6 protein-coding genes are annotated in these 5,908 nt (G+C 41.3%); all 6 read left to right on the forward strand.

Annotation, left to right across the window (positions count from 1 at the left end; all coding sequences use genetic code 11):
* Nucleotides 1-676 precede the first annotated feature (676 nt).
* The 6 genes from R7Z78_RS24015 (at nt 677) to R7Z78_RS24050 (ending at nt 5,733) form a co-directional block, all read left to right on the forward strand.
* Nucleotides 677-1,306, forward strand: coding sequence for a hypothetical protein (locus tag R7Z78_RS24015; protein WP_104975436.1), 630 nt, complete (start codon nt 677-679; stop codon nt 1,304-1,306).
* Nucleotides 1,307-3,189: 1,883 nt separating this feature from the next.
* The gene (locus R7Z78_RS24020) at nt 3,190-3,471 is read left to right on the forward strand and encodes a type II toxin-antitoxin system Phd/YefM family antitoxin (RefSeq protein ID WP_025553688.1); all 282 of its coding nucleotides are present in this window, start codon (nt 3,190-3,192) and stop codon (nt 3,469-3,471) included.
* Complete coding sequence (locus R7Z78_RS24025) at nt 3,468-3,755, forward strand: type II toxin-antitoxin system RelE/ParE family toxin (RefSeq protein WP_015296903.1); 288 nt, start codon at nt 3,468-3,470, stop codon at nt 3,753-3,755. Before R7Z78_RS24020 ends, R7Z78_RS24025 begins: the two co-directional genes overlap by 4 nt.
* Before the next feature lie 161 nt (nt 3,756-3,916).
* Nucleotides 3,917-4,456, forward strand: a complete 540-nt coding sequence (locus R7Z78_RS24035) for a hypothetical protein (RefSeq protein WP_104975434.1) — start codon at nt 3,917-3,919, stop codon at nt 4,454-4,456.
* A gap of 134 nt (nt 4,457-4,590) precedes the next feature.
* A complete protein-coding gene (locus R7Z78_RS24045; protein ID WP_054730719.1) occupies nt 4,591-5,148 on the forward strand; it encodes a hypothetical protein in 558 nt (185 codons plus the stop codon).
* A 156-nt stretch (nt 5,149-5,304) separates the two neighbouring features.
* Nucleotides 5,305-5,733: a GNAT family N-acetyltransferase gene (locus R7Z78_RS24050; protein ID WP_104975432.1), complete on the forward strand. Its 429-nt coding sequence runs from the start codon at nt 5,305-5,307 to the stop codon at nt 5,731-5,733.
* Nucleotides 5,734-5,908: the final 175 nt, after the last annotated feature.

The raw sequence follows: 5,908 nt of genomic DNA on the forward strand, positions 1-5,908 counted from the left end.
GTTTGCAGTGAGTCTTGTGGTGAAAGTGGTCTGCTGAAAGTAGGTTTATGCGGCACTCACCCCTTAACGCGGCGTTATGCGACAAGGCAAAATTTTTAGATTTCTCTAAATTTAATCTCTTTGGCCAACCGTTTTTTGGTCTCGGCAAATCCGTATTTTCGGCTCAAATTCTTGAATCACTCAAACCGTAAAACATGCCAAAATTCGTGAAGTTGCCTCATTAAAAATCGCATTTGGGCGCGGAAAGTTTTTCGGTCGCAAAGTGTGGAAAGGGCAAGTTTACGGGAAGTCGGTGCTTGCTGAAATTTCTGTTCGTTAAGTTTCTCACAAGTAAAAGCCAAATCTTCGCTTTAAAGCAGCGTTCCGCGCTTGTGACGGCCTTTTTACGAAATGTTGAATCCGTTGGTTCTTGAATCACAAATAGTTATCTGCGCGTTTGTGCTTTTTCGTGTTTAAGGTAATGTTTTCGTTAGCCAATTTAGCATTGCCGAAAAATCGCATAACAAACAATTTAAGCAGATTCGCAACGCGTGGCAGTTTTGGTTTGCAGTGAGTTTTGTGTTTACGACGCAATGCGGTAGCTTTTGTATTGCGTTGCTCACTACTTAATTGGGCGTTAGCCTACACGAACTCTAATTGTAGACAAGTATTTAAAATCAAGGTTTTTATATAAGTAATGACTATAGAAAAGATAGAGAAAGAAAACAGAATTCTAGGGATGATTTCACTAGCCGCGATTGCACTGGTGCTTGGTGGTGTTGAAATTGATAAAGTTAACTTAGGCTTTATTACAATAAAAAATGTAGGTTATATGTTCAAGTGGGGGCTGTTTTTGGGTGTATCATATTTACTTTGGGGTGCGTACCAAAACTGGCGAAAATCTGTTGCTAAGCTTTGCGATGAAAATTTAGAGGAGTATTTATGTACATATCTAACAGAAGTGCTCGTAGACCAAATAAGAGAAGAAGGTCCGCACTTTTGTGAGACTAATCAAACGAAGGGTAATTTACGTGACTGGGCTAATGTCTCTGCGAAGTCATCATGCTTTCTTTACGATGCTCATTGCGGAAAAAGTAGTAACAATCGTCGCCTGAGAGTTCAATTGCAACATACGAATGAGTTCAATAGTACATCTGAAATCGAACATGTAGTGCATGGTTTTTATAGTAACGAAATGCCTAAGCTAAAGAGAGCCTATTGGTTTCAATGGGTTGCGGTACAGCCGTTTTTTAAGCAGTATATTCTACCAGCAATTTTTGGTTGCTTTGCTTGGGTTACTTTGGTGGCTCATCTACTAGTAGGCTAACAAACAATTTAAGAGTGATTCCCCACGTTCGGCATTTTTGGTTTGGGTCAGGTTCAATGTTTATGGTGCCCAAATTGAGTTTAGTGGTAGCGTGGCTCACACCTTAATTGGGCGTTAGCTTACTCTCTAAAAATTAGAATCTTATAGCAAATGTTTAGCGCCGAGCTAAATCGCAATATCGTGCTCTGGCAATGTTTTATTTTGTACTCGTCTTGTTCCTATCTAAGCTGTATCAGGTATCAGGTATCAGGTATCAGGTATCTGTTTGATATCAAGGCGGTGAAAATTCAAGCATCGCCTCGTTAGGTGTAAGTGGCAAAGCCCTCGTGTGAAATCAGCAATTCAAATGTCAGCTTTTGTGTGTGAAGCTCCGTGAGTCTCCACGCTCGTCGGTTTTAGCCAGGTTCAAGGTAATTCAAAGTTCAAACCTGTAAATTCGGCTCAGTGGTACGTCTCAAGTTCATACTTCATGGCGTAGTAGGGTTATTTTTTGGTATACAATGGCTTGCATGAATTAAGCTAACAAGGCGTTCAAGAGGGACAGTCAACGCGTGGCGAGTTTGGCTCAAATCTTGGAATCGGTGTTTACTGTGGTAAATTGAAGTTTGGTGGTAGCGCGTTGCTGCCCCTTAACGCGGCGTTAGTACGGGGTTGGCATCAAAGGTTAAAAGTTTCAGTGTTTATTGGTTTCTTTTCCAAGTTTTACAACTGAACGGGCGTGCCTTTCACGTTCTTTCCGGTGGCACTATATGTGGAGTCTTCGCTTTGGCTTCACCGTTTACGGTTTCTAACTTTTTGGCTATTTCTCTGGCGCGGCTTCTTTTGTGTGGTTAGTTTTTTAATCTTAAATTCAGTACGTTGGTGTGGTTGTCAAAGTTCGGTGACCGAATCCTTTGCTAATTTGAAATTGGTCAAAATAGGGTAGTTTGGCGTGTTTTTCTTCTAGCTAACTTGAGTTTTGAGGTTAAGTTCTAGTTTCGCAGTTGCCCCTTCAGCTTCAGCGTTTTAAGCCAACAGTTTCGTGCTATATTTCAATATCTTGGTGCAAACTAAACGGTTTAGGAACAGCGTACTAACAAACAATTTAAGAGTGATTCGGCACGCTTGGCATTTTGGGTATGCGTTGGTTTTAGTGGTTAAGGTGGTATGCGGAAGCATCGGTATTGCGCGCCTCACACCTTAATTGGGCGTTAGTTTGCAAGAGGAAAAACGCAGCTATATCGCAAGATCTAGTGGTAAAAGCTCAAGGTTGAAATTGTCGTATCGGCGTTCAATTTCAGTGTTAATTAGCGTGGTGAAAATCCAAAATTGGTATCGTTTCACCGGCTGATTTGTTCTTTGGTGGTGTGACTTTTGGGCTAATTGAGTCGTACTTTTTTGTTGAAACTCTGCTCGTTGAGTTTGTTGGTTCAAAAGCCGATTTACTCGCTGAAATGACGTTTTCTCTGGTGTGGTAAGTTCACGTGGTTTCAGTGGCTTTGTTGAAAGCCCGCATTGTGAGATTGGTTTTCCAAAAGCGTTTTTTGGTGTTGTGAGTTCGTTTTCTGCGGCGTTGTTTGTTCCAAGTGGTTTCATTGACTAGCCGCTTTGAGATTACGCCTGACTTAAGTGCAATAAAGCACATAGAGTTTGTTGTTCGCAAAGTTTAAAACAACGTAAAATCAACCCGTTGGGTCTGCAAACTAACAAGCTGCTCAAGAGGGATTCACAACGCGTGGCATTTTTACTATGCGTTGATTTTAGTGATTAAGGTGGTATGCAGCGGCTTCGGTATTGCGTTGCTCACCCCTTAGCAGGGCGTTATAACACAGAATCAACTTCTTGCTCAAAAGGGTCAGTTGAACTATTATTTGTACGTTATTTTGTACTAACTGGAGTTCAATATGAGTCGTATTCATTTCGATCAAGATATTCAGCCTTTGTCTGAGTTTCGCGCTGGTGTAGCTTCATACATCAAACAAATCAATGAGACTCGTCGTCCATTGGTGATTACGCAACGTGGCAAAGGTGTTGCTGTTGTTCTCGATGTTGCTGAGTATGAAGCAATGCAAGAGAAAATCGAATTACTGGAAGAAATGCGCACAGCAGAAGCTCAGTTAGCTTCTGGTCTCGGTGTTTCCAATGATGATGCGCGTGCTCAAGCACTTGGGCGCATTAAGAAATGAAAGTAGTCTGGTCTCCATTAGCACTTCAGAAACTAGGTGATGCAGCGGAGTTTATTTCTTTGGATAATCCACCTGCGGCAGAGAAGTGGGTAAACGAAGTTTTTGATAAAACTGAACTCCTTGGAAGTATGCCTGAAATGGGGCGGTTTGTTCCTGAAATGCCCCATACGAATTATCGTGAAATCATCTTTGGTCACTATCGTATTATCTACAGTTTAAGCCACGAAATTCGCGTACTAACAGTTCGTAATTGTCGTCAAATTTTATCGGAAGATGACGTGTAAAACTGTGTTATAACAAACTGTTTAAGAGTGATTCGCAACGCTTGGCATTTTTGCTATGCGTTGCGTTTAGTGTTTAAGGTGGCATGCGGAAACATCGGTATTGCGTTGCTCACACCTTAACAGGGCGTTATAGCCTTCGGGAAAATTGAGATCAGGAAGTAATGGAAAATATAGAGCAGAGATTGTCAGAAAAAACTGCGGATTCAGTAGTACCTGAGTGGAGTAAGCAAGCTCAAATTAATATCGCTATCTCATTAGCTGCGCTGCTTGTAACAGCGTCTGCGATAACTTTGCCTATGATGTCAGCGGTGACGAATGTTGCTCATCCTTATTTAAATGACATCTTTTGGTTTGTTGGTGTAGGAGCCGTTATCACGTCAGCATTGCTAATAGACTGGGTACTTGATGAGTCAAAGTTAAACTTCCAAGCTAGGCTCCATTTAATGGGGAAGGGCTACTTAGCATTTGCTATTTTAATCTCCTTAATTAGCTTTGCGGTTACGGCTCAATTTTATACGTTGGAATATGGTGGGCAACATACATCAATATTTAGTACTCCTTTTGCTTTCTTCTTTTTTGCTTCGCTTAGTGTGTTTGCTAAGGTTATGACGGAAAATGACCAGGGAATGTACATTTGGGGTATTGGTATATTTTATGCCATCTCGTATTGGCTCATCAAAATGCCAGAGTTCTGGCTATAACAAACTGTTTAAGAGTGATTCGCAACGCATGGCATTTTTACTATGCGTTGGTTTTAGTGTTTAAGGTGGTATGCGGCGGCATCGGTATTGCGTTGCTCACACCTTAACAGGGCGTTATACAAACGGAGAAAGTTGTGAGTCAGGATGAATTAAATATTGAACATTTACCACTTCAAAATGAGCTAGTTAAGTCCGCCAGTGTATCATTTTCCTCTGAGGACAATGTATTAGCAGCGGTGCTGTTGGGTTCACTTGCTGCCGGCAAAGGCGATCGAATATCTGATGCTGACATTCTCATTTTTACCCAAAATGGGTTCCACAAAATCGCGGATTTATGCTTCTCCAATTTCGAAGCTGGCAAAGAAGTCTTCTACTGCCTTGAAGGTTTTCATAATGAAAATGCGTTCTTTAAAAAGTATATTTTCAACGATTTGACCAGCGCGGAGATTCACTGTTTAGACGTAAATGAGCCTTTCAATATATCTAAACCGTTTAAAGTTCTATTCGATAAATCGGGTATCGTAGAGTCGCGTCTAACCGATGAACCAGCCCCAAAGCACGAAGGCTTTCCAGCTTATACGAATGGCGACAAAGGATTAATATGGGAGCTTTTCGACTGTATAAAATGGTTAAGCCGTGACAATAATGAATTGGCTAAAGCTCACCTTAAAAAGCTATCTGGCAAGCTGTAACTGTTTGTATAACAAGGCGTTCAAGAGGGACAGTCAACGCGTGGCGAATTTGGTTTAAATCTTGGCATTTGTGTTTACGGTGGTAAATTGAAGTTTGGTGGTAGCGCGTTGCTGCCCCTTAACGCGGCGTTATACGCTTTGAGGAAATAATCCAATATGAATAAGGTAGTATTCAGAAATTGCGATGAAGATAGTGAGTATTGGGTTGCTCTAGAGAAGCTGTTTCAAACGGAATGGTCTGACTTTCTATTCGTAGATACCTATAAATCAGAATCTAAACTTCCACCGGTAATTGTCGCTCTCAGAGACAATCAAGTTATCGGTGGTCTTGCTTACTCGCGCTTTAAAGAACCTCATGGTGACTTAGAAGTTATTTGGTTTAATGCTGTTTATGTTTCACCAGATTGGCGCGGTCAAGGTATTGCCAGTGAACTGATTAACCGAGGTGTTAGCCAAGTATCAGCAGCAACTCAAAGTAACCTGTATTCTTACACAAATGTACCATCGTTGTACGAGTCATTAGGTTGGTTAGCGGTTGATATTGAAAGTGAGCCAAATCATAAGGTTATGAAAGTTCCGTTGTAGTGTCAGCGCGCGTATAACAAAGCATTTAAGAGTGATTCGCAACGCTTGGCAGTTTCGCTTCGCTCAAGTATAGCCAAGCGTCGCTCACACCTTAATGCGGCGTTATACGAATAGAGGGAAATTATGTACAAAAGTAATGATTTTAACTTGGATTCAAAAGAGTTCAGGTTTAAGA

It is taken from the genome of Vibrio sp. 1167, from assembly GCF_033340375.1.
GTDB lineage: Bacteria > Pseudomonadota > Gammaproteobacteria > Enterobacterales > Vibrionaceae > Vibrio > Vibrio alginolyticus.

What these genes read in the sequence shown, in the direction of transcription:
- R7Z78_RS24025 (WP_015296903.1), top strand. Translation starts at nt 3,468, where the DNA reads ATGAAAGTAGTCTGGTCTCCATTAGCACTTCAGAAACTAGGTGATGCA.
- R7Z78_RS24020 (WP_025553688.1), top strand. Translation starts at nt 3,190, where the DNA reads ATGAGTCGTATTCATTTCGATCAAGATATTCAGCCTTTGTCTGAGTTT.
- R7Z78_RS24035 (WP_104975434.1), top strand. Translation starts at nt 3,917, where the DNA reads ATGGAAAATATAGAGCAGAGATTGTCAGAAAAAACTGCGGATTCAGTA.
- R7Z78_RS24015 (WP_104975436.1), top strand. Translation starts at nt 677, where the DNA reads ATGACTATAGAAAAGATAGAGAAAGAAAACAGAATTCTAGGGATGATT.
- R7Z78_RS24050 (WP_104975432.1), top strand. Translation starts at nt 5,305, where the DNA reads ATGAATAAGGTAGTATTCAGAAATTGCGATGAAGATAGTGAGTATTGG.